The 382-nt window shown below is 33.2% G+C and carries 1 protein-coding gene; it reads right to left on the reverse strand.

The features are described from left to right. Positions 1 to 200: 200 nt before the first annotated feature. A partial coding sequence (locus HMPREF9193_RS11305; protein ID WP_021687307.1) for a hypothetical protein occupies positions 201 to 382 on the reverse strand: 182 nt, incomplete at its 5' end.

The raw sequence follows: 382 nt of genomic DNA on the forward strand, positions 1-382 counted from the left end.
TTGGCTTTTGTCGCTTCTAAACGAACGGTACAAAGCTTGCCACAAATGTTCTCCCGGTTCAAATAAATCTAAAAATCCCCACGCCTTAAATACGATATACCGTTTTTCACATAAAATTCCCACGTATTCTACAAAATGCATAAACTTAAGTTCCGCATATTTTTTGTATTCAATACGCAGTATAGCTGCTTTATTACCGCTTATATCTTCGCTCGTTTGCTTACTATATCTACAATCTTATTACTATATTGCAGTTCTGCAATTTCTTTATCAAAATACGCTCGTATATCGTCATTATCATATTCTTTTATTCTTACATTCATTGCAATTTCTTTATCATCATCATTTACTTCATAACTCAAATCCGGTATCACTGTTACCC

Origin of the sequence: Treponema lecithinolyticum ATCC 700332, assembly GCA_000468055.1 — a bacterium.
Lineage (GTDB): Bacteria > Spirochaetota > Spirochaetia > Treponematales > Treponemataceae > Treponema_C > Treponema_C lecithinolyticum.